The 22,710-nt window shown below is 68.6% G+C and carries 21 protein-coding genes; 11 read left to right on the plus strand and 10 right to left on the minus strand.

The features are described from left to right. Positions 1–2: 2 nt before the first annotated feature. Positions 3–872, minus strand: coding sequence for an MlaE family ABC transporter permease (locus tag QMO76_RS29025; protein ID WP_372342114.1), 870 nt, complete (start codon positions 870–872; stop codon positions 3–5). 462 nt (positions 873–1,334) lie between these two features. Between QMO76_RS29025 and QMO76_RS29030 the strand changes: the two genes are divergently transcribed. Then, positions 1,335–2,009: a S1 family peptidase gene (locus tag QMO76_RS29030; protein ID WP_306364527.1), complete on the plus strand. Its 675-nt coding sequence runs from the start codon at positions 1,335–1,337 to the stop codon at positions 2,007–2,009. Positions 2,010–2,179: 170 nt separating this feature from the next. Here QMO76_RS29030 and QMO76_RS29035 read toward each other — a convergent pair whose 3' ends face one another. Continuing rightward, positions 2,180–2,797: a hypothetical protein gene (locus QMO76_RS29035; protein WP_306364528.1), complete on the minus strand. Its 618-nt coding sequence runs from the start codon at positions 2,795–2,797 to the stop codon at positions 2,180–2,182. A gap of 256 nt (positions 2,798–3,053) precedes the next feature. On the opposite strand from QMO76_RS29035, the gene QMO76_RS29040 reads away from it, so the two are divergent. The 6 genes from QMO76_RS29040 to QMO76_RS29065 all read left to right on the plus strand — a co-directional run bounded on the left by QMO76_RS29040 (position 3,054) and on the right by QMO76_RS29065 (position 10,218). Then, the gene (locus QMO76_RS29040) at positions 3,054–4,463 is read left to right on the plus strand and encodes a cytochrome P450 (RefSeq protein ID WP_306364529.1); all 1,410 of its coding nucleotides are present in this window, start codon (positions 3,054–3,056) and stop codon (positions 4,461–4,463) included. Positions 4,464–4,741: 278 nt separating this feature from the next. Continuing rightward, positions 4,742–5,647, plus strand: a complete 906-nt coding sequence (locus QMO76_RS29045; protein ID WP_306364530.1) for a L,D-transpeptidase — start codon at positions 4,742–4,744, stop codon at positions 5,645–5,647. A gap of 308 nt (positions 5,648–5,955) precedes the next feature. Further along, positions 5,956–6,882: a carbohydrate ABC transporter permease gene (locus tag QMO76_RS29050; protein ID WP_372342111.1), complete on the plus strand. Its 927-nt coding sequence runs from the start codon at positions 5,956–5,958 to the stop codon at positions 6,880–6,882. A gap of 89 nt (positions 6,883–6,971) precedes the next feature. Next, complete coding sequence (locus tag QMO76_RS29055) at positions 6,972–7,763, plus strand: carbohydrate ABC transporter permease (RefSeq protein ID WP_306364555.1); 792 nt, start codon at positions 6,972–6,974, stop codon at positions 7,761–7,763. A gap of 34 nt (positions 7,764–7,797) precedes the next feature. Continuing rightward, complete coding sequence (locus tag QMO76_RS29060) at positions 7,798–9,105, plus strand: ABC transporter substrate-binding protein (RefSeq protein WP_306364556.1); 1,308 nt, start codon at positions 7,798–7,800, stop codon at positions 9,103–9,105. 30 nt (positions 9,106–9,135) lie between these two features. Further along, complete coding sequence (locus QMO76_RS29065; RefSeq protein WP_306364531.1) at positions 9,136–10,218, plus strand: ABC transporter ATP-binding protein; 1,083 nt, start codon at positions 9,136–9,138, stop codon at positions 10,216–10,218. Positions 10,219–10,222: 4 nt separating this feature from the next. Here QMO76_RS29065 and QMO76_RS29070 read toward each other — a convergent pair whose 3' ends face one another. From QMO76_RS29070 to QMO76_RS29080, 3 genes are all read right to left on the minus strand, one after another. Then, positions 10,223–12,202, minus strand: coding sequence for a M13 family metallopeptidase (locus tag QMO76_RS29070; RefSeq protein ID WP_306364532.1), 1,980 nt, complete (start codon positions 12,200–12,202; stop codon positions 10,223–10,225). Positions 12,203–12,332: 130 nt separating this feature from the next. Continuing rightward, the gene (locus QMO76_RS29075; RefSeq protein WP_306364533.1) at positions 12,333–12,722 is read right to left on the minus strand and encodes a DUF397 domain-containing protein; all 390 of its coding nucleotides are present in this window, start codon (positions 12,720–12,722) and stop codon (positions 12,333–12,335) included. 28 nt (positions 12,723–12,750) lie between these two features. Then, the gene (locus QMO76_RS29080) at positions 12,751–13,605 is read right to left on the minus strand and encodes a helix-turn-helix transcriptional regulator (protein ID WP_306364534.1); all 855 of its coding nucleotides are present in this window, start codon (positions 13,603–13,605) and stop codon (positions 12,751–12,753) included. A 118-nt stretch (positions 13,606–13,723) separates the two neighbouring features. Here QMO76_RS29080 and QMO76_RS29085 point away from each other — a divergent pair, with 118 nt between their 5' ends. Continuing rightward, positions 13,724–14,209 (plus strand): hypothetical protein, encoded by a 486-nt coding sequence (locus QMO76_RS29085; RefSeq protein ID WP_306364535.1) that lies wholly within the window; start codon positions 13,724–13,726, stop codon positions 14,207–14,209. A gap of 3 nt (positions 14,210–14,212) precedes the next feature. Here QMO76_RS29085 and QMO76_RS29090 read toward each other — a convergent pair whose 3' ends face one another. Further along, positions 14,213–14,707, minus strand: coding sequence for a DUF4190 domain-containing protein (locus QMO76_RS29090; RefSeq protein WP_306364536.1), 495 nt, complete (start codon positions 14,705–14,707; stop codon positions 14,213–14,215). A 111-nt stretch (positions 14,708–14,818) separates the two neighbouring features. Continuing rightward, positions 14,819–15,613, minus strand: a complete 795-nt coding sequence (locus tag QMO76_RS29095; RefSeq protein ID WP_306364537.1) for a pirin-like bicupin family protein — start codon at positions 15,611–15,613, stop codon at positions 14,819–14,821. Positions 15,614–15,869: 256 nt separating this feature from the next. Between QMO76_RS29095 and QMO76_RS29100 the strand changes: the two genes are divergently transcribed. The 3 genes from QMO76_RS29100 to QMO76_RS29110 all read left to right on the plus strand — a co-directional run bounded on the left by QMO76_RS29100 (position 15,870) and on the right by QMO76_RS29110 (position 19,503). Further along, positions 15,870–16,340: an NUDIX hydrolase gene (locus QMO76_RS29100; RefSeq protein ID WP_306364538.1), complete on the plus strand. Its 471-nt coding sequence runs from the start codon at positions 15,870–15,872 to the stop codon at positions 16,338–16,340. Then, positions 16,337–17,701 (plus strand): hypothetical protein, encoded by a 1,365-nt coding sequence (locus tag QMO76_RS29105; RefSeq protein ID WP_372342112.1) that lies wholly within the window; start codon positions 16,337–16,339, stop codon positions 17,699–17,701. Before QMO76_RS29100 ends, QMO76_RS29105 begins: the two co-directional genes overlap by 4 nt. Positions 17,702–17,844: 143 nt before the next feature. Then, on the plus strand, positions 17,845–19,503 hold the full coding sequence (locus QMO76_RS29110) for a DUF4185 domain-containing protein (protein ID WP_306364539.1): 1,659 nt from the start codon (positions 17,845–17,847) through the stop codon (positions 19,501–19,503). A gap of 118 nt (positions 19,504–19,621) precedes the next feature. On the opposite strand, the gene QMO76_RS29115 is transcribed toward QMO76_RS29110, so the two are convergent. The 3 genes from QMO76_RS29115 to QMO76_RS29125 all read right to left on the minus strand — a co-directional run bounded on the left by QMO76_RS29115 (position 19,622) and on the right by QMO76_RS29125 (position 22,613). Then, the gene (locus QMO76_RS29115; protein ID WP_306364540.1) at positions 19,622–20,476 is read right to left on the minus strand and encodes a biotin-dependent carboxyltransferase family protein; all 855 of its coding nucleotides are present in this window, start codon (positions 20,474–20,476) and stop codon (positions 19,622–19,624) included. Then, positions 20,473–21,297 (minus strand): allophanate hydrolase subunit 1, encoded by an 825-nt coding sequence (locus QMO76_RS35440; protein WP_372342115.1) that lies wholly within the window; start codon positions 21,295–21,297, stop codon positions 20,473–20,475. Before QMO76_RS35440 ends, QMO76_RS29115 begins: the two co-directional genes overlap by 4 nt. 563 nt (positions 21,298–21,860) lie before the next feature. Then, a complete protein-coding gene (locus tag QMO76_RS29125; RefSeq protein WP_306364542.1) occupies positions 21,861–22,613 on the minus strand; it encodes a LamB/YcsF family protein in 753 nt (250 codons plus the stop codon). Between the last annotated feature and the right edge of the window lie 97 nt (positions 22,614–22,710).

Consider the following 22,710-nt stretch of genomic DNA (forward strand, 5'->3'; position numbering starts at 1 on the left):
ACTCAGACCATCTGTGGGGGGAAGAGGGTGTTGTAGACCTGGGTGAGGATCAGGTTGACGCCGAAGAGCATCACCGCGGACATCACGACCGCGGTGTTCACCGAGTTCGCGACACCGCCCGGACCGCCCCGGGTGTTCAGGCCGGTGTCGCAGGCGATGATAGCCGCGAGCAGGCCGAAGATGAGCGACTTGACCAGCGCGACAAGCAGATCCAGGGTCACCGCGAAGGACGAGAAGGTGCCGACGTAGGAGCCCGGCGTACCGCCCTGGGCGAAGATGTTGAACACGTAGCCGGTGAGGAAGCCGACGAAGACCACGAAGCCGCACAGCAGTACCGACACCAGCATGGCCGCGCCCAGGCGCGGGGCGACCAGACGCCGCATGGGGTCGACGCCCATCACCTTCATGGCGTCGATCTCCTCGCGGATGGTGCGCGAACCGAGATCGGCGGTGATGGCCGAGCCGACCGCGCCCGCGATCATGAGCGAGGTGACCAGCGGCGCGCCCTGTTGAATGATGCCGAGGCCGTTGGCCGCGCCGATGAACGAGGTCGCACCGACCTGTCCGGCGACCGAACCGACCTGGATCGACACGATGACGCCGATGGGAATGGCGACCAGCAGGGTGGGCGCCGCGGCCACATTGGCCATGAAGGCGCATTGCCGGATGAACTCACCGAACGGAAAGCGTTTGCGGAAGATGGCGATGAAGAGTTCGGCGACCGCCGAGACCCCCATGGCCATCATGCGGCCGCCGGTCTCCAGGGACCGTTTCGGATGGTCGTCCCAGTACCTCTTGGTCCAGTCAACCGCTGCGTTCAGACGTGATTCCGTTGATGACCCCGCCCCTCCCGGACTCTTGGTCAACTGCACCACTGGCTACCCCTCTCGACGCCGGTGACCTGCCTCCGGCGACTGTTGCTTGACGCACCTTACTACGGAGTTAGGAAAAACACATCACGCTCTTGTGCTGTCCGTCATAGAGCCGGATCACTTTCCGCGAACTGATGTGAACAGCGACAACATGGTTGGGAAATATCACAAAGAACCAGGCAAGCGTCTAGAACTCGTTCTAGTTACCGAACAATCGTTCACTGATCTCAACACAATCACGACCCCGCCCCGATAATTAATTGGAAAGAATTTATCCGAAATCCAGCCGGTGCGCGTAATGATTCCGCGAGTTCATGACGAGCCGGCAACATCCGACCGGTCCGAAGCGATGAGTCAGGACACGGCTGCGCAACATGTGGCAGTACAACCGGCGATCGGGAACGAATACTGACAGGATGTGCTGACACCGTTGACAGATCGGCATCCGACGTCTGGAGGGACATGATCAGGAAACTCGCCAAGGTGGCCCAGGCCACCTTCGCCGTCGCCATGAGCGCGGCGCTGCTCGGGTCGGGAGCCGGGACCGCACTAGCAGACCCCGCACCCCCCGTGTTGGGCGGCGGCTCCGGAATCGTCATCGACAACGAGTACGAATGCACCCTCACGACGATCGGGCACGACGCCGCCGGCCGACTGGTCGGACTGACCGCCGGGCACTGCGGCGATCCCGGCGCGCAGGTGTACGCCGAAGCCGCCCGCGGATACGGCGTGATCGGGACGTTCGTGCACTCCGACCACGCGCTCGACTACGCCGTCATCGAATTCCAGCCCGGCCGGGTAGTTCCGGTGAACCGGATCGGGAACGTGACCATCACCGGGATCGGCGCACCGCCGCAGTTCCCGATGATCGTCTGCAAGGAGGGCCGGACCACCGGCAACACCTGCGGTGTCACCTGGGGCGACGTCTTCGCCACCAACTACGAGACGTGGACCCAGATGTGCGTGGTCGAAGGCGATTCCGGCGCGCCCGTCGTGGTGGGCAGCACCCTCGTCGGCATGGTGAACGCCTACCTGGCCATCGCCTGCTTCGGCCCCGAGGTGGGCACCAATATGGACGCCATCATGGCGGATATCAATGCCCGCGGCGGTGCGGGCGCGGGCTACCACCCGATCTGAACTCGCCTGCCTCTCCGCGACTTCAGCGCGCGGCTGAGAGCCGCTGACCGGTATGCACGCGTGCCGCCGGTCAGCGGCGAACCAATTCTGGGCGTGCCCGACGAGTTACCCCGACTCGCACGAAATCAGTTGTCACGCTTCGATCTCCGTGCCGGACAGCCTTCCCGGGATCAGAGCGGCGTCACGCAGACGACGAAGCGACGCTCGTCGTAGACATAGCCCTGATCGCCCCGGGTGCAGTCGTCGACGCTGGTGGTGTCGCGCTCGATGGCCAGCACCTGCACGCCCTCGACGGCGGTGGTCGAGGAGCAGTCGATGCGCTCGGGATCGTCGCCGCCGAGTTCCAGGCAGCCGCCGACGACCCAGTCGATATCCAGGCACAGCGCACCGGTCTCGATGCCGCCCAGGGTCTCGTAGTACGCCTGGTCGACGTCGGTGGGGCACTGGTCGTTGGTGCGGGCCTTGCCGATCACCCTGTAGTTGGAGCTCTCCGAACCGCAGGGCACCTGCACGATGGTGGCATCGTCGGTGGTGCCGCCCAGCCGAACGCAATCACCGATCGCGGCCTGGAAGTCGGTGGAGCCACCCTCGTCCGCGCCGGTGGTGGGTGCGAGAGCGGTCGTGGTCGGGGAAACGGCCGAGGTGGTGGGCGCGGGGCTGGCGGGTCCGGCGTTGTCGGCCGCCAGCGGAGTGCCGGTCACGGTGGACCCACAGCCCGCGAGGACCAGGGCGGCCGCTGCGGCGAACGCGGAAACGGCGACCCGGAGAGAGAACGACTGTCGCGACACGATGAGTCCTGTATTTCCTTAGTAAGATCATGCTTTTGCTTCCTGGAATGCATACACCACCCGTGGGAGACGCGTCACCCCGAAAATCTCGGGGCGCGGGCATCCCGCCGACCGGTGGCGGACCCGCGGCCCCGGCCGGGAACCGCGGACCACTCGGTAATCGGGCGTGCCCGGGTGGATGTGAACACCGCGGCGGAGCGACGCCCGGCGCGGTCCGAATTCGAACCCGCGCGGGGCCGACAACGTAATGAAGGACATGAGCGCTGCAGCCGGGGCCCGGGGCACTCCGTCGACCGCACCGGTGCGGGGGCCGCGGCCGGTGCTGTGGCACGCGCTGCGGGCCGGTGTGGATTTCGAGGGGTACTTCCGGTGGCGGCGCGACCGCGACGGGGATCCGTTCGCGGTGGGTTTTCCCGGCTTCGGAACGGCCCTGTTCACGGGGACGGCGGCCGGGGCGCGAGAGCTGTTCCGGGCGGCCGCGGAGTCGGTCGAACCACCGCTGCCGAATCCGATCGAGCCGATGGTGGGCCCGGGATCCTTGATATTGACGGCGGGCGCACGACACCGACGGGATCGCACCATGCTCGCGCCCGCCTTCCATGCCAGCCGAATTCGCGCCTGGGGCACCGTCATCCGGGATGCGACGGTGGCGGAGCTGACCGGCGAGCGCACCGGGGCACCCTGGCGGGCGGGCGCCCGGGTGGATGCGCGGGCGGCCGCGCGCGCCATCACCCTGCGGGTGGTGCTGGCCGCGGCCCTGGGTGTGCACGACGCCCGCGAACGCGGCGAATACACGAGCGCGACAACGGAATTCCTGAACGCCTACGGCGGGCCGCTGATGCTGCTGCCCGCGCTGCGGCGCGGCGCGTTCGGACTGTCGCCCTGGGATCGGTTCACCGCCGCGCGCGAACGGCTGGACGCCCTGATCGACAGCGATATCGCCGCACGCCCCGTCGACGCGCCGGGCGCGGACGTGCTCGGCACGATTCTCGCCGCCCGGTGCGCGGACGGCGGCCGCCTCGGCGCGGCGGAGGTGCGTGATCAGGTGCGCACCCTGCTGGTGGCCGGACACGAGACCACGGCGACCGTCTTGGTGTGGGCGCTCTACCGACTGCACCGGCATCCGTCCGCCCTGGCGCGACTGCGGGCCGAACTGGCGGCGAACGCCGGAGCCGAACCCGCCGAACTGGCGCGGTTGCCATATCTGGACGCGGTGTGCCAGGAGACGCTGCGGCTGCATCCGCCGGTGCCGATCGTGCTGCGCCGCTTGCGGGAGGGCGGCACGCTATGCGGCCGGGAGCTGGCGGCGGGCGACACCATGGGCCTCGCGGTACCGCTGCTGCACTCCGATCCCCAGGTGTGGGAGCGACCGGAGGAGTTCCGGCCCGAGCGGTTCCTGGAACGGCGGTACGGGCCGTTCGAATTCGCGCCGTTCGGGGGCGGGCATCGGCGCTGTATCGGCGCCGCGCTGGCGGATTACGAACTGCGCATCGTCCTCGCCACGCTGCTGAGCCGGGTGCGGCTGCGGCTGTCGCCGCGGTTCGCGACGGGCCGGGTCCCGATCTCGGTGCCGCACAATATCGCCACCGGTCCGCGCGCGGCCATCACCTTCGATGTGCTCGAATCCCACGGCGTCAGCCGTGATTTCGATCACACAGAGGTTTGAGATCACATCGTTCGGGTTCGAGTCCGCCGCTCGGGGCGCGGCGGCGAATCGCCGGGGCGAACAGCGTGTCGCCTCACGGCGAGTCACCCACCCCCGTGAGTGTGCCGCAATTCACACCAGTTGGTCGGTATGCATAACCGCCAGAACGTGATTGGCATGCCCGTGATCGCACGGTAGGAATGAGTGCGGGGTTGGGGCCTGCCGCGAGATACCTGCTCGCGCTCTGCGCGCGTGGCGCATATCCGCGCGCGAACCGAAGGACCGGAGAGGACACCGCCTTGCGCACGACCACGTACCGGAGAACGGGACTGCTTTCCCTCGCCGCCACCGCGGCGGCCGGACTGGTGCTCGCCGCCCCCGCACAGGCCGCCCCGCTGTGGCCGGGCGGACCCGATATCCCGGGCGTTCCGTCGGCCGTCATGCCGCAGCCGGCACCCGGTGACACCCCGAACTCGCCCAACGCCAACGCCCCGGTGCCGCCGGCCAACTTCGCCGCGCCGAACGTCAGCCCCGGTGACGGCGAGGTGGTCGGCGTCGCCCAGCCGATCATCATCAACTTCAAGGAACCGGTCACCGACCACGAGACCGCCGAGAAGGCCATTCGCATCACCTCCACCAACAAGGTGAGCGGCCACTTCTACTGGTTCGGCGACAAGCAGGTGCGGTGGCGGCCCGAGTCGTTCTGGCCCGCCGGTTCCCAGATCACCGTGGAGGCGGGCGGCACCCACGTCGCCTACGAGATCGGCGACGAGTTCATCGCCACCGCCGACGACAGCACCCACGAGATCACCGTGACCCGCAACGGCGAGGTCGTGCGGGTGATGCCGACGTCCATGGGCAAGCCGGGGCACGAGACCCCGAACGGGACCTACATCACCAGCGAACGCAATCGCAAGATGATCATGGATTCCTCCACCTACGGCGTGCCCGTCACCGATCCCGAGGGTTACAAGCTCGAGGTCGAGTACGCGGTGCGCATGTCCAACAGCGGCATCTTCGTGCACTCCGCCCCGTGGTCGGTGGCACAGCAGGGCGTGTCGAACGCCTCGCACGGCTGCCTGAACGTCAGCCCCGCCGACGCCAAGTGGTACTTCGAGAACGTGAAGAAGGGCGACCCGGTGATCGTGGTGAACACCCAGGGCGGCACCCTCAACGCGGGCGACGGCTACGGCGACTGGAACTGACCACCCAACGCGACAACTGATTTCGCGAGAATCCGGGTAGCTCATCGGGCACGCCCGGAATCGGGTCGGCCGTCGCCACGCGCGGCCGACGGTCGACGGTTCTCAGCCGGGCGGGCTCGCCGCCGGGCCACAGCCCGCATTGATCGAATTCGCGTACGGAACATACTGGGCGGCCGTACTATTCGCGCATGTGTGCGGTGCGGGGAGATCTGGATCACATTCCGGCCGAACCGCGCTTGCGCCGACATTTCAGATTCCGGGCATCGGGTGGTAACCGCGCGTTTGCCCGCACCCGTCAGGCTGCGCCGGTGCGATCGAGGCCCGAGCGAGTACTGCCGCAACCGAAGGTCCGCGGCTGGCGGGGCCGGCCGTGGCAGGACTACGCGCTGTTCATCGTGCTGGTCGCGCCGAATCTGATCCTGTTGTCGGTCTTCGTGTATCGGCCGCTGCTGGACAATATCCGGCTGTCCTTCTTCGACTGGAACATCTCCGACACCACCGCCACCTTCATCGGGTTGGACAACTACCGGGAATGGTGGGGGCGCGCGGATTCGTGGGAGGTGGTCACCAATACGGTGGTCTTCACCCTCGCCGCGGTGGTCGGCAGCATGGTGCTCGGCCTCGCACTGGCCCTGCTGCTGGACCGGAAGCTGTTCGGCCGCAATGTGGTCCGCTCCGCGGTGTTCGCGCCGTTCGTCATCTCCGGCGCGGCCATCGGCGTCGCCTTCCAGTTCGTTTTCGATCCCGGATTCGGCCTGGTACAGGACATCCTGCGCAAGGTCGGCCTGCCGGTGCCCGACTTCTACCAGGACCCGAACTGGGCCCTGTTCATGGTGACCGTCACCTACCTGTGGAAGAACCTCGGCTACACCTTCGTCATCTATCTGGCGGCGCTGCAAGGGGTTCGGCAGGATCTGATGGAGGCCGCCGAGATCGACGGCGCGAGCCGCCGGACCACCTTCACCCGCGTGCTCATGCCGCAGTTGCGGCCCACCACCTTCTTCCTGTCCATCACCGTGCTGCTCAACTCGCTGCAGGTGTTCGACATCATCTACACGATGACCCGCGGCGGGCCGCTCGGCACCGGCACCACCACCATGGTGGTCCAGGTCTACCGCGAATCCTTCGTCAACTTCCGTGCCGGATATGGCGCGACCGTGGCCACCATCATGTTCGTGGTGCTGCTGATCGTGACGCTGGTCCAGGTGCGCACCATGGATCGGGACGAGCGATGAAGCGGCTCCGCAGCGCCCAACTGACCGCCCACGGTGCCGGACGGACCATCGACAGAGCCCGGTGGGCAACGATTTTCGGCTACTGCGCCATGGTCTGCGTGCTGATCGTCATCGGTGCGCCGCTGCTGTGGATTCTGATCACCTCGTTCAAGGACCGCGGCGACATCTACGTGCAGCCCGCCGTGTACCTGCCGAACAGCTGGCATCCGGAGAACTACTCCTACGCCACCACCACACTGCCCTTCTGGACCTTCCTGAAGAACTCCATCATCGTCACCGCGGTGGTGTCGGCGGTGAAGTTCGCGCTCGGTGTCTTCAGCGCGTACGGGCTGGTGTTCCTGCGGTTCCCGGGCAAGAACGTGGTGTTCCTGGTGATCATCGCGGCGCTCATGGTGCCCAACCAGATCACGGTCATCTCCAACTACGCGCTGGTCTCCCAGCTCGGTTGGCGAAACACCCTGACCGGCATCATGGTTCCGCTGTTCGGCGTCGCCTTCGGGACCTTCCTCATGCGCAACCACTTCCTGTCACTGCCCGGCGAGATCATCGAGGCGGCCCGCATGGACGGGGCGGGCTGGTGGCGGCTGCTGACCCGGGTGGTGCTACCCATGTCCGGGCCGACCATGGTGGCCTTCGCGGTGATCACGCTGGTCAACGAGTGGAACGAATACCTGTGGCCGTTCCTCATGGCCGACGGTCCCGAGGTGGCCACGCTGCCGGTGGGCCTCACCCTGCTGCAGAACACCGAGAACCCCAGCGTCACCAACTGGGGGCCGGTCATGGCCGGAACGATCATGACCATGCTGCCGATTCTCGTCATCTTCCTCGCCCTGCAACGTCACATGATCAAGGGCCTCACCTCCGGTGCGGTCAAAGGCTGAGTTCCACAAGGAGATTCCCGTGTCCGATCTACGTCTGCCGTCCCTGTCGCGGCGCGGCTTCCTCGGCCTCGCCGGTGCGACCGCGGCCGGTCTCACCCTGACCGCGTGCGCGGGCACCGGAGGCGGCGGCTCCCAGGGCGGTGACCCCAACCAGCTCACCTTCTGGTCCAACCACCCCGGCACCTCCAAGGATCTGGAGGCCGATCTGATCAGCCGCTTCCAGCAGCAGTTCCCCGAGATCACCGTGAACCTGGTCGACGCGGGCAAGAACTACGAGGAGGTGTCGCAGAAGTTCAATGCGGCGCTGTCCGGCGGTGAACTGCCCGATATCGTGGTGCTGTCCGATGTCTGGTGGTTCAACTACGCCCTGAACGGCACCATCGAACCGCTGGACCATCTCTTCGCCGACGCCGGGGTGGACACCTCCGACTACGTCACCTCACTGCTCGAGGACTACAAGTTCGACGGCAAGTACTGGGCGCTGCCGTACGCCCGATCGACCCCGCTGTTCTACTACAACAAGGACGTCTGGGCGCAGGCCGGACTGCCGGACCGGGGACCGGAGACCTGGCAGGAGTTCGACGAGTGGGGTCCGAAGATCCAGGAGGTCGTCGGCGACGGCAAGCTCGCGCACGGCTGGGGCAATGCCACCGACTATCTGGCCTGGACCTTCCAGGGGCCGAACTGGACCTTCGGCGGCGCGTACTCCGACGAGTGGAAGCTCACCTTCAACGAACCGGACTCGCTGACCGCGGGGAACTTCCTGCGCGACATGATCCACGCCAAGAAGTACGCGGGGGTGCGCAAGCAGATCGCCCCCGACTTCAGCGCGGGCCTCATCGCCTCCACGCTGGCCTCCACCGGCAGCCTGAGCAGCATCGTCAAAGACTCGAAGTTCGATCTGGGCACGGCGTTCCTGCCGCATCCGAACGGCGCGGGCTGCACCACCGGTGGTGCGGGTCTGGCGATCCCGTCGCGGATCTCCGATGAGCGGAAGGTGAACGCGCTCAAGTTCATCAACTTCCTCACCGGTACCGAGGGCACGGTCGCGTTCGCCCAGGGCACCGGGTACATGCCGGTGCGCAAGTCCGCGCTCGCGGATCCGAGCGAGCAGCGGTACCTGGCGGAGAACCCGCACGCCAAGACCGCCATCGACCAGCTGCCGCTGACCAGGTCGCAGGACTACGCGCGGGTCTTCGTGCCGGGTGCCGATCAGATCATCGGCGCGGGTTTCGAGAAGATCTGCCTGCAGAACGCCGATGTCACCGCCACCTACGCCGACGTCACCAACCAGCTGCAAGCCATCCTCGACCGGCAGATCCTGCCGAAACTGCCCAAGTAACACTCTCTTTCGGAAGAAGGTCCGGCCACTATGGCGACTGTGCGGTTCGACGGTGTCACCCACCGGTACCCGGGAGCACCCCATCCGGCGGTCGAGGAATTGGAACTCGATATCGCCGACGGGGAATTCCTGGTGCTGGTCGGCCCGTCCGGCTGTGGGAAATCCACCAGTCTGCGCATGCTGGCCGGACTCGAATCCGTGGAGCGCGGACGGATTCTCATCGGCGGCCGGGATGTGACGGCGCTGCCGCCGCGCGCCCGCGATGTGGCCATGGTGTTCCAGAGTTACGCGCTCTACCCGAATATGACCGTGGCCGAGAATATGGGCTTCGCCCTGCGCAATGCGGGAATGAGCAAGGCCGACACCAGGGTTCGGGTCGAGCAGGCCGCGGCCATGCTGGAGCTGGAACCACTGCTGGACCGCAAGCCCGCGCGGCTGTCGGGCGGCCAGCGCCAGCGCGTCGCCATGGGGCGCGCCATCGTGCGGCGGCCCCAGGTGTTCTGCATGGACGAACCGCTGTCCAATCTGGACGCCAAACTGCGGGTGAGCACCCGCTCCCAGATCGCCGCGCTGCAACAGCGATTGGGCACCACCACCGTGTACGTCACCCACGACCAGGTCGAGGCCATGACCATGGGGCACCGGGTGGCGGTGCTGCGCGACGGCGTGCTGCAGCAGGTGGCCGCGCCGCGCGAGCTGTACGACGATCCGGTCAACACCTTCGTGGCCGGATTCATCGGCTCACCGGGGATGAATCTGCTGACCGCACCGATCCACGACGGCCGCGCGGTGCTGAACGGGCTGTCGATCCCGGTGCCGCGCAAGGCGATCACCGGTGGGCAGATCGTGGTGGGCATCCGGCCCGAGTCCTGGGAGGTCACCACGGATCCGGCCAACGCGCTGTCCGTGGAGGTGGAACTGCTCGAGGAACTCGGCGCCGAATCCTTCCTCTATTCCCACGGCGTCACCGACGAATGGTCCAGCCGCTCGGGCAAGGTCGTGGCCCGGGTGGACCGCCGCTTCCAGGTCGCCCTCGGTGACCGCCTCCGGCTGACGCCGAAGGCGGACGAGGTGTTCTTCTTCGATGCCGACACCGAGGTACGCCTGCGCTAGGGCGCTACCAGATCTTCACGCGCTGTGCGGGTTCCAGGTAGAGGGCGTCACCGGGCTGCACACCGAAGGCTTCGTGGAAGCTGTCGAGATTGCGGATGACGCCATTGCAGCGGAACTCCGGCGGCGAGTGCGGATCCACCGCGAGGCGGCGGATCGCCTCCTCGGCGCGGGCCTTGGTGCGCCACACCTGCGCCCAGCCGAAGAACACCCGCTGCAATCCGGTGAGCCCGTCGATGACCGGCGGCTCCTCGCCCTCGAGCGAGATCTTGTACGCCTCCAGGGCGATCGAGAGCCCGCCGAGGTCGCCGATGTTCTCGCCGATGGTGAACTCGCCGTTGACCTTGTGGTCGTCGGAGAGGTCCTTGGGGGAGAAGGCGTTGTACTGGTCGATCAGCGCCTTGGTGCGCTTGCCGAATTCGGTGCGATCCGATTCGGTCCACCAGTCGACCATATTGCCGTCGCCGTCGTACTTGGAGCCCTGATCGTCGAAGCCGTGGCCGATCTCGTGGCCGATGACCGCGCCGATACCGCCGTAGTTGGCGGCGTCGTCGGCGTTCATGTCGAAGAACGGCGGCTGGAGAATGGCCGCGGGGAAGACGATCTCGTTCATGCCCGGGTTGTAGTAGGCGTTCACGGTCTGCGGGGTCATGAACCACTCGCCGCGGTCCACCGGGCCGCCCAGCTTGTTCAGGTCGCGGTCGTGCTCGGCGGCGTAGCCGCGGCGGAAGTTGCCCACCAGGTCGGTCGGGTCGATGGCGACGGCGGAGTAGTCGCGCCAGGTGTCCGGGTAGCCGATCTTGGGGGTGAACTTCTCCAGCTTGGCCAGCGCGGCCTCGCGGGTCTCCGGGCTCATCCAGTCCAGCTGGGAGATATTGCGGCGGTACGCCTCCTGGAGGTTGCCGACCAGCTCCACCATGCGGGCCTTGGCCTCGGGCGGGAAGTGCTCGGCCACATAGAGTTTGCCGACCGCTTCACCCAGCAGCTCCTGCACCAGGGAGACGCCGCGCTTCCAGCGCTCGCGGTTCTCCTGCGCGCCGGTGAGGGTGCGGCCGTAGAAGTCGAAGTTCTCCTCGACCAGGTCGTCGGTCAGGTAGGCGGCGCGGCCCTCGAGCACCCGCCAGGTCGCCCACGCCTGCCAGTCGGCCAGCGGTTCCGACGCCCACAGCCGGGCGAAGGCGCGCACGAAATCCGGCTGGCGCACCACGATTTCGGCGAACAGCTCCGGGCCCGAGCGGTCCAGGCCCTCCGCCAGTGCGGAAGTCCACGCCGCCCAGTCGAATTCCGGATGCTCGGCGACCAGGGCGTCGAACGTGGTGAGGTTGTAGGACAGTTCGGCATCGCGGCGGCGCACCACATCCCAGTGCCCGGCGGCCAGCTTCCGCTCCAGCTCGAACACCTTGTCGGCGTCGACCTCCAGGCCCGCCAGCTCGAACATGCGGCGGATATGGGCGATGTACTTGTCGCGGATCTCGGCGTATTCGTCCTGGCGGTAGTAGGACTCGTCGGGCAGGCCGATCCCGGACTGGCTGACGTGCACCAGGTAGCGGGTCGAATCCTTGTCGTCGGTGTCGACGTAGAAGACGAGCGCGCCGCCCACCCCGGTGCGCTGCAGGCGGCCGAGCAGCGCCGCGAACTCGGACCGGCCGGTGACCGCACGCACGGCCTCGAGTTCCTCGGCGATCGGAGTCAGTCCCGCGGCGGCCACGGCCGTCTCGTCCATGAACGACGAGTACAGGTCGCCGATCTTGCGTTCCTCGGTGCCGGGCTCGGCATTCGAGGCCGCGGCGTTCTGGATGATCCGCTGCACGTCCAGCTCGGCCTGGTCGTAGAGGCTGCGGAAGGCGCCGTCGACCGCGCGATCGGCCGGTATTTCGTAACCGTCCAGCCAGGTGCCGTTGACGTGTGCGAACAGGTCGTCCTGCACCCGCACACTCGCGTCGACATGGGAAAGATCGATACCGGAGGGAGCCTGCTGCGTAGTCACAGCAACCAGTATGCCGATCCGCCTCTCCGCGTATTCAGCGCACGGCTCGTCAGCCGTCGTCCGTCGTGCACGCGTGCCTGCGTCGAGTGCCGATCCGATTCTGGGCGTACCCGGTGAGTTACCCCGACCGTTACGACATCAGTTGTGACGGTCGCGTACGGTCGAATTCGCCGTCTCTGGCTCCGGCGGTGAACGCCGCCCACTCGCCGGGGGTGTAGGCGAGGGTGGTCACGCCATCGGTGAGGGTCGTCGATCCGTCCGGGGCGGTGTGCCAGGTGAGGGCCGGGGGTGCGGACGACCGGCCGGTCACGGACGCGATGAAGCGCATCCATTCGGTCGCGGTGACGGTGATGACGGGCTCGTCGTCGGGGCGGTGCGCCGGATCGCGGCGGTACTTGCTATCACGAATGAGCACCGCGGCACCGTCGAAACGGACCTCGACGCATTGATTGCCGTTGTTGGTTCGAGACGATGTGAACCATCCGGTGGTTTCCGGATGAAGCCTCGCGGTGGTGGACATGGGCTGCATTTTACGGTACGAAATACTCTCATTCCCCTTTCGCATAAATTCTGATCATCTCCAAAGAATCTGCGCGATCGAGGGATTGGTCGAGTGCACGCACATATGCGAACGACAGATCCCGCACCTGATCGGGATCGTCCACCGCACCGCCGAAAACCGCGCTCTCGACCCAGCCGAAAGTGGGCAGGGTCGCGGCGGCGAAATCGAGCAGATGGAAACTCGAGCCGCCCAGCACCGCGCCCGCCGTGGCGGTGAACGGAATGACCCGCACGACCACCGCGTCGTTGTCGTCCAGCAGCCGGGCCAGATGCTCGAGTTGGCCGCGCAGCACCTTCGGGCCGCCGATCTGCTGACGCAATGTCGCCTCGCCGACCACCGCGGTGACCTCCGGGCGGTCGTCGCCGTACAGCCGCTGCTGGCGGCGCATCCGCACGGCAACCAGCTGTTCCACCTGCACCGGGCGAATCATGACGTCGGCGCTGATGAGGGCCCGGGCGTACTCCTCGGTTTGCAACAGGCCCGGAATCACCAGGCTGTCGTAGCTGCGAATGGCCTCCGCGCCGTACTCCATACCGTAGTAGCGCTGCAGTTCGGTGCCGATCAGGGCCGAGGACTTGGCCCACCAGCCGCGCTCCTTGCTGGCGGCCAGCAGGGCCAGCAGTTCCTCGCGTTCCTCGCCCTCCACCTCGAGCAGTTCCAACACCGGGCCGATGGTGTTGACGGTGAGGACGCGGCGGCCCTTCTCCACATGTGACCAGTTGGCCGGGGTGAAGCCGACCCGTTTGGCGAAGGTGGCGGAATCGAACCCGTGCTGCTCGCGCAGTTCCCGCAGGCGCAGGACCAGTTCCCAGCGGGCGACGGTCGGAGAGACGGGTGCCATGCCTGCCGATGCTACGCCTGGCAACTCCCTAGCGTGTGACTATTGTCATTTCGATTGCCGGGAGTTACGGTCTGATCACCTACCCCGACGAGCGGTCCGCACCGAGACGAGTTCGCCCATGAGCACGCTCGACCCCACCTCCTACCCGGACACCCAGGACGCCTTCGCCCGCTGCCGCAGCTATCGCGCCGAGCACGGTCTCTACGGCGTCGTCGAACCCGGCCTCGGCCGCATCATGCTCGAGGTCGGCGCGGTCGGAGCCGTGACCATGCCCGCCGAACTGGGGCATCGTGTCCGCACCCGGCTGCGCGCCCGCTGCGGACCGGTCATCGCGCACCCGCGCTCGGGGCGCTGGACCTTCCTCACCGGCCCCACCGACAACTCGTATCTGGATATGACGCTGGTGGCGGACCTGTTCCGGGACTGCGCGGGCGTGGCCCTGCCCGGCAGCCGCATCGTGCTGCCCTCACCCGCCGACGAGCGCGGCGACTACCGCCGCTGGATCTGTCCGCCGCGAGGGGACTTCCGACCCGAACTGGCGGAGGTGCTCGGCGCGACGCGCGCCTGCCGCATCACCCACACCGGCCGCGAGGGCTCGGCCTGACGGTCAGCGCGTCGGCTCCGGGGTGACGGTGATCCCGAACCGTTCGTCGAGGTTCTGCTCGAAGTCCCGCTGACACTGCTCGATCTTGGCCTGATCATTGCCCGCGGCATTCATGCAGTCGAGTAGATTGTCGAAACCCGCCTCCTTCATGAAGCCCCAGGCGAACAGGCCCACGACCAGCGAGATCACCAGACCGATGAGACCCAGGACGATACCGGCGATGGCCATGCCGGTGCCGCCCGCCTTCTTGCTCAGCAGCGCGATGAGCCCGAAGATGACGGCCAACGGACCGAATAGAAAGCCGAGCAGGAAGAGGCCGCTGAGCAGCGCGACGATGCCGAGGACCAGGGCGGTGATGGCCAGCCCCTTGCCCTTCGGGGGCTCCTGCCAGTACTGCTGGCCGGGCTGCGGCGGATAACCGGGCTGCGGCGGATATCCACCCGGCGGGGGATAGTCACCAGGGGGCGGGTATTGGCCGGGCGGCGGATACTGCGACATGGTGGCATCCTTCCATCGGTGCTCGCTCCCGGTATCGCGCGGCCGCGCGGAGACCGTTAACGCAGGTAACGCACCCCGCCCATGGTATTGGCGCGGCCGCCCCGGAGTCGGCTACTGCCCGCCGAGCCGGGCGTGCATTTCCCAGACCAGCACCTCAGCGGGGGTATTCGCGGTGATTCGCTGACCGCCGCTGCGTGTCATGCGCACGGCGTCGCCCTCGTAGAGGGTGCCGACGCCCTCCACCTCCACCTCGCCCCGCGCCACGAAGACATGCAGGTACGGGGCCTCCGGTAAGCGCACCTCGGCACCCGCCTCGGTTGGCGAGCCGGGCGGCTCGGCCATTCGAGCCACATGCAGTGCGGAATGACTGCTGGCGATGGCGATGGCGGTGCGGTCCCGGTAGCGCGGCAGGCCCGAGGCCACCGTCACCAGACCGCCGCGGGCCAGTTCGTCGTCGACCTCCAACTGCTGATAGCCCGGTTCGATGCCGGGTTCGTCGGGCACCACCCACATCTGGACGAAATGCACCGGTTCCCGGTGTGCGGCGGCGTCGCCGACCCGCCACGAGTCGTTCTTCTCCGAATGCAGGATGCCGGTGCCCGCGCTCATACGCTGGGCCAGGCCGGGATAGATGACACCGGAATGGCCGAGCGAATCCTGGTGCACCAGGCTGCCGCTCAACACCCAGGTCACGATCTCCATATCCCGATGCGGATGGGTGTCGAACCCCTCACCGGGCAGCACGATGTCCTCGTTGTTGACCAGGAGCAGCCCGTGGTGGGTGTTGTCGGGATCGTAGTGTTCGCCGAAGGAGAAGGAGTGCTTCGAATCCAGCCACGCCACACGCGTTTTCATGCGGTCGCCGCCCCGATGGACATCGATGTGTGGTGTCGTGAGCGTGGACACCGCCGTCTCCTCTCACCGGCGAGCACCGATCGACTTCCAGGGTAGAAGCCCGTTCGGAACCCCTGCCTGAATTCCCGGTAAATTCTATCGTGCGGGCAGCAATCATCCGCACGGCCCCGACCAGGCATTACCGAACGGCGCATCCGGCCGGCGAATTGTCGCCCGACGGGCGCGCCGAAAAGCCGCCCGCCGTGCCGCGCCGGGGCGGCGACCGTAACATGATGTGCCGCAAGCAGAACCGGAGGGAGGGGGACGGATGAGACCTGAGGTACTCGCGGGTATCGAACGCGAACTCCGGCAGCAGGCGGGCAGTGATGGGATCACCCATTTCGTGGTCGGCGTCGCCGTCTTCCGAAATGGCAAACTACTGGTCGTACGGCGTGTCGCGGATGACTGGCACGGTGGAATGTACGAACTGCCGGGAGGCGGCGTGGAATCGGGGGAATCATTCGCCGAATGCGTGGAACGGGAACTTTTCGAGGAAACCGGACTTCGCCTGGTGCGAATCACGGATGTGCTCGGCGGATTCGACTACGCCACCCGCACGAAATCCCGTGTCCGCAAATACAGCTTCGTCGTCGAAGCCGAATACGGTGAGATCACACTCGATCCGAGCGAACACGACCAATACCAGTGGGTCGACGCCGACGGGCTGGACAACCTGCCCATGGCCCCCGATATGCGCGCCGCCGTCTACGCCCTCGTGACCACGCATCCCGCCCGGTGAACGTCCCGGAGACGGGGCGAGGATTCGGATCGGGGCAGGGTTTCGGCGCACTCGCGCGCACGGTCCGCGCGGCGCTGCGCGGCAACCCGGGGGTACTGCGACTGGCGGTCGTCCGACTGGCCGGTCCGTTCGGCGACGGCATGTTCCAGGCGGCGCTGTCCGGGGCGATCCTGTTCAATCCGGAACGGCAGACCGACCCGGCCGATATCGCGGCCGGCTTCGCGGCCCTGCTGCTGCCGTACTCGATCATCGGCCCCTACGCGGGCGCGCTGCTGGACCGCTGGGACCGGCGCACCGTCCTGCTGCTGGCCAATGTGCTGCGGGCCGGGCTGATCGCGGTGACGGCCGCACTGTTGGCGAGCGGCATCGCCGCGACGCCGCTGCTGCTGCTGGCGCTCGCCGTGGTGGGCATCGGGCGGTTCGTGGGCGCTGGATGCGCCGCGGCGCTGCCCAAGGTGCTGGAACAGCGCTGGCTGGTACCCATGAACTCGGTCATGGCGACAACGGCGGCCGGCTGCGCCATCATCGGCGCGAGCCTCGGCTTCGGCATCATCGGGGTGATCGGACCGGGCGATACCGGATCGGCGGCCGCGGTCGCGGGCAGTGCGCTGGGATCGGTGCTCGGCGCCGGTGCCGCGGCCGGATTCCGGGGCCGGACACTCGGGCCCGACCGGACCGAACGCGATGCCCGCGGCTCGGTGCGCGCCATCGCGGGCGGGCTGCACGGCGGCGCGGTGGCGGCCGGGCGCTCCCGCCAGGTCACCACCGCCATGATCGGCATCGGGGCGCACCGCATGGTGTTCGGGGCCGACACGCTGCTCATGGTGCTGGTGCTGCGGCGTGGCGTCGAGGACGGCTCCGGGGTCGCCGAGCGGCTGGCCGGTTTCGGCGTCGCCATCACCAGCACCGGGGCGGGCATGCTGAGCGCGGCCGTACTGGCCCCGCTGCTCATCCCGCGGCTGGGCCGCATCCGCACCGTTGTTGCCGGTCTGGTCACCGCCATCGTCGTGCAGCTGACGCTGGTCACCCCGATCACCGTGGCCACCGGCGACGACGAGGCGCGAGCCCGGCTGGCGCTGCTGGCCGCCGCCTTCCTGCTCGGCCTGGCCGGGCAGACCATCAAGCTCACCGGCGATGCCGCCATGCAGATCGAGATCGACGACGCGCACCGCGGGCAGGTGTTCGCACTCCAGGACACCGTCTTCAATATCGCCTTCGTGCTGGCGTTGGCGGCCACCGCGACGGTCATACCGGCCGACGGCCGCGCACCCGCGGTGGTGGTGGCCGCGGCCGGGGTCTACGCCTGCGGACTCGCCGCCATCGCGCTCGACACGCGACGGCGGGGCGGGCGCTCGCGGTAGGCCGGTCGATATCGTTTCGGCCGCGAATCGGTTGACGGCACGGATGACTCGCGCGTAACGGCGGTCGGGTCGATACTGTGACACGGTTGTCGATCTCGAGTGACGCGGTACGCCGCGCCCCCGGACAGGAGACGCACAGACCAATGGGATTTCCGCAGCGCGCGCCGATCCCGACCCCGCTCCGCACCGCATCCGTACTGACCGGCGTCGTCGCGGTCGGTCTGGCGCTCACCCCGCCGGCGGCCGCGGCCCCCGCGCCGTGGGCGCCGGCCCCCGTGAACAGTTGCGGTGAAGTGGGATTCGATCCGCTGGCCCGGGAGCCGCAACCGGACGTCACGCCCGAGAGCCCGCCGCCGACCATCCGAATCCCGGTCCCCGTACCGGAATTCGTGCCGGTGCCGATTCCGGGACCCGCCCCCGACAACACCCGGATCGACCCGGCCCCGCTGCCGTCGGACCCGTGCGCCTCACCGTGCCCGGACCTGCGCCACAATCCCAGCGCCACACGGACTCCCGCCACCCCGAGCGGTGCGCCGCCGGAGGTTCCGGACGGCGAGCTGCCGCCGGATGCGGCGCCGACGCCCACCGCGCCGCCGGCACCCGAACCGGCACCCGAACCGCAGGGTTCGCAGCCGCAGCCGCCCGTACCGGCCCTGCCGCGGCTGCCCGAGATCGAGATCGTTCCGGAGACCGAGCCGATTCCCGTCCCGGTCCCCGGCGGGGAGCCGCCGCAGCCGCAGCCGGCACCGACGCCGACGCACGTCCCGCCCGCACCCGGGCCGCTCGCCGCGCCCGTGGCGCCGCCGCACGTCGCCGAGGTCCGGCTGGTCGAGCAGCTCACCGGGCCGGGGTCGGAGAACCGCACCGATATCCGCTGGCAGGTGGACGGCACCGACCTCGGCCTGATGTGGGAGAGCAAGCCCGGCGAGGTGGCCGTGGTCTTCGGCGACACCTTCGGCAAGGGCTGGGTGCCGGGCGGCGCGGGCGCACCCGACGCCGACTGGCGCAGCAATGTGCTCGCCTACAGCACCGACCGCGACCTCTCCGACGGACTCACCCTGGACTCCTTCGTCCAGGACAGCCGCTGCCACGCGGCGGAACTGCTGGGCAGCCGAAAGCTCAGGAACTTCGAGACCACCACCATTCCCACCTCCGGATTCGCGCTCGGGGACCGGCAGTACCTGACCTACATGTCGGTGAACCGGTGGAGCCGGATACCGGGTATGTGGTGGACCAATCACGGCGGCATCGCCTGGTCCGACGACAACGGCCGCACCTGGGTGAAATCCCAGCACGCGCAGTGGGACAATCTCTTCGGCGTCGGACGCTTCCAGGTGGCCACCATGGTGCCGCACGGCGACTGGGTGTACATGTTCGGAACTCCCAACGGGCGCATGGGCGTTATCGGCCTGGCCCGGGTACCCGCCACCGAGGTGCTGAACAAGACGGCCTACCAGTACTGGGTGGGCGGCAACTGGGTGCCCGCCGACGGGCCCAACGAATTGCTCGCCACCCCACTGGTTCTCGGTACCGCCAGCGAGCTGTCCGTGCGCTACGACCAGGACAGCGGACAGTGGCAGATGGTGTACCTGGACGCGCCCGCACATCAGCTCGTGCTGCGCACCGCCGCCGAACCGCAGGGCACGTGGAGCGATCCGATTCCGCTGGTGAGCACCCGGGACTATCCGGCCACATACGGCGGATTCATCCATCCGTGGTCGACCGCCGAGGACCTGTACTTCACCCTGTCGGCATGGGGGAGCTACAACGTGTACCTCATGCACGCGAAGCTGGAGCACTGACGGGGTCCACCGCGCTCGATCCGACCGTGATCGTCCCCGCCGCGCGGCACCGCCGCCACCAGCCCGGCCGACATCGACGCCTCCGGCAGCGGCGCGTCCGACTCCGACTCGGTCGAAATCAGCACCGCCGGAACCGGATTCGGCAGCCGGGACGCGCCTGCGCCACCGCGTCCACATCGGCGTCCGCCACCACCGCGATCACCGGGTAGCCGCCGGTGATCGGATGGTCCGCGAGAAAGACCACCGGCTGGCCGCTGGGCGGCACCTGGATGGAGCCCAGTGCCACTCCCTCCGTGGGCAATTCGCGGTCGTCGCGGCGGCGCAACGGTGGGCCGGTGTGCCGGTCCAGCCGTGCGCCGATGCGGTCGGTGTCGGCGGAGACCGTCCATTCCCCGGCGCACAGGTCACCGGGAGCGGTGAACCAGTCGTCGCGTGGACCGAGCAGCACCCGAACGGTCAGCAGGTCGTCGACGAGCGGCGCGACGGGGGCGACATCGAGGATCGGATAGGTGCGCGGGGGAGCGCCGACCGGAAGCACGTCCCCCGGCCGCAGCGGTTCCGGGCCGATGCCCGCCATGGTGTCGCGACTGCGCGAACCCAGCACCGGCGGCACGTCGATACCGCCCCGCACCGCCACGTAGCAGCGCAGTCCGGTGCGCGCCAGGCCGAGCCGAAGACACCGGCCCTCCTCGACTTCCAGCACACTGGCGATGCCGACGGGGCGGTCGTCGACGAAGGCGGGCGCGGGTGCCCCCGCCACCGCCAGGGTCACGTGGCGCTGCGCACGCAGCTCCACTCCGCCGAGCAGGACTTCGATTCCGGCCGCGCCCTCCGGATTGCCGACCAGCCGATTGGCCAGCCGCAGCGAGGCGCGGTCCGCCGCACCCGCCGTGCCCACGCCGGAGCCGAACCAGCCGGGACGGCCGAGATCCTGAATGGTCGCCAACGGCCCGACCCGTTCCACCCGGATCATCGGCCGTCCTCCACCACCGTGAAGCGCACCCGGGTACCGGCGCGGACGAGGGCGGGTGGATCGCGATCGACATCCCACATACGCAGGTCCGTGGTGCCGATGAGCTGCCAGCCGCCCGGACTGCGGCGCGGATAGACCGCCGAGTAACCGCCCGCCAGCGCGACCGCGCCCACCGGAACGGCGGTGCGCGACTGGGCGCGGCGCGGCACGGTCAGGCGGCCGTCCGGGGATTCCAGGTAGCCGAATCCCGGCGCGAAACCAACGAAGGCGCAATGCCATTCGGTACCGGTGTGCTGTGCGATCACCTCGTCGACGGTCAGACCGAGCAGCTCCGCCACCTGTGGCAGATCAGCGCCGTCGTAGCGGACCGGCACCACCAGCGGCTCGGTGCCGAGATCGGGGTCGTCCGCCGGGCGCGAGCCGGGCGCGGCGCGATCGGACGGCCTCGGCGTCCCACTCGTGCCGTCGGCGGTCGCGGCGTCCTCGACGGCCTCAGCGTGGCCTGTGGTCGCGGCGTCCTCAGCATCCTCAGCGTCCTCGGCGTCCTCGACGGTCGCGGCGTGGCCTGTGGTCGCAGCGTGGCCGGTGGTCGCGGCAAGGTCCGCCAGCGCGGCGGCAAGTCGGCGGCGCACCGGTTCCGCATCGGCGGGTGCGGCCAGCGTGACGAGAACGGTCTCGGCGGCGGGCAGCACATCCACCACGCCGTCGGGTCGAGTCCCGAGAGCAGCGAGCAGACGCGGGATCACGGCGCGCGACGGCGGAATCACCAGCAGCGCACGGTCTCCCGCCGCACGGATGTCCCCGGTCGATGTCTCCCGGATGACGGCGGCACGGCGCGCACCCGGCAGCTCCGATGCGGCGGCGACATCCGCAGTGGCCGCGGTCGTCTTCCCGGCGGCGTGCGCGGCGGGCTGCGGATTACCTGCCGACTGCCGGGCGACCAAGGCACCGCGTCCGGCAGCGCCACCAGACCCCACGGTGCCGCGTCCGGCAGCGCCACCAGACCCCACGGCCTCACGACCTGCAACATCACCAGAACTCACGGTGCGGCGACCGGCGGTCGCGGCATCCGCGCTCGCGCCCCGGCAACCGGAATCGTCACCCGCGCTAGCGACCTCACGATCGGAATCGTCACTCGCGCTCGCGACCTCGCGACCAGCATCATCACCCGCGCTCGCGCCCCGGCGACCAGCATCGTCACCCGCGCTAGCGACCTCACGATCGGAATCGTCACTCGCGCTCGCGACCTCGCGACCAGCATCATCACCGGGGGCGGGGGCGGGATCGTGCCCCGGCACTACGACCTGCCTCCGCGATATGCCGTCGGCGGACGGGAACGCGGGCGGGGCATCGGCGGGACGGCCTTCATGCGCGGTCCCCCCACTCAGCAGAACGCGCCGACGGGAATACCCGCGTCGTCCAGGGTCGAGCGGATTCGCCGCGCCATCTCCACCGCGGCGGGGGAGTCGCCGTGGACGCAGATGCTCGCGGCCCGGACCGCCACCGAGCCGCCGTCCACCGTGACGGCCTTGCTGTCGCGGGCGATCGACAGCGCCTGGGTCACCGCGTCGTCGGGCCACAGCACCGCGCCCGGCCGGCTGCGCGGGGCCAGCGCGCCCGAGGACAGATAGGCGCGATCGGCGAAACCCTCGCCAACGAACGCGATTCCGCACGCCCGCGCCGCCGCCTCCAGCTCGGTCCCGGCCGGGCCGAGCAACGTCAGATCCGCACCGAATTCCGCCATGGCCGACAGCACGGCCTCCGCCAGCTCCCGATCCGCGGCCGCGGCGTGATACAGCGCGCCGTGCGGCTTCACATACCGCACCCGGTCGCCGGCGCTGCGCGCGAAGACATCCAGACTGCCGATCTGATACAGGGTCTCGTCGCGCAACTCCGCCGCCGACACCGCCAGATGTCGCCGCCCGAACCCCACCAGGTCCCGGTAGCCGATGTGCGCGCCGATCCGCACACCCTTGGCAACCGCCAGCTCACAGGTGCGCCGCATGATCGACGGATCTCCGGCATGGAAGCCACAGGCGATATTCGCACTGGTCACGATGTCCAGCATGGCCGCGTCGTCGCCCATGCTGTACGCACCGAAACCCTCACCGAGGTCGCTGTTCAGATCGAACGCCATGGCTCCAGCATGGCACCGCGGCGGCCACCGACACATCCGCACGGCCGAATCCGCACCGCCACCACCGCCGCGCCGCCACTGCTGGCCGACCTCCACA

This window comes from Nocardia sp. CC227C, assembly GCF_030767025.1.
Taxonomy (GTDB): Bacteria; Actinomycetota; Actinomycetes; order Mycobacteriales; family Mycobacteriaceae; genus Nocardia.